This window comes from Lacihabitans sp. LS3-19 (genome assembly GCF_024343575.1).
Taxonomy (GTDB): domain Bacteria; phylum Bacteroidota; class Bacteroidia; order Cytophagales; family Spirosomataceae; genus Leadbetterella.
In genome coordinates, this window is sequence record NZ_RJUA01000108.1 from 1 (window position 1) to 345 (window position 345).

A 345-nucleotide genomic window follows, 5' to 3' on the forward strand; every position below is an offset into this window, starting at 1 on the left:
GGAATTTATACACTTACGGTTACCGACGCCAATGGGTGCACTGCAACTGCTCAAACTACAATAACAATTAATCCTTTACCATTACCAACAGCTGGAAATGATTCACCTATTTGCCTAGGAGGTACTTTGAATTTAAATGCAACAGGTGGAACATCATATAGTTGGTCAGGTCCAGATGGATTCAGTTCAAGTTCTCAAAATCCACAAATTATAAATACTACTTCAAATGCCGGAGGCATATATACAGTAAATGTGACTGATGTCAATGGGTGTACAGCAATCGCCCAAACAACAGTAACAATTAATACATTACCAACACCAACAGCTGGTAATGACTCGCCAGTT

General features: G+C 39.1%; 1 pseudogene. It reads left to right on the plus strand.

Features of this window, described 5'->3' with window-relative positions:
- A pseudogene (locus EGI22_RS15630) lies at positions 1–345 on the plus strand (hypothetical protein); the annotation flags it as partial.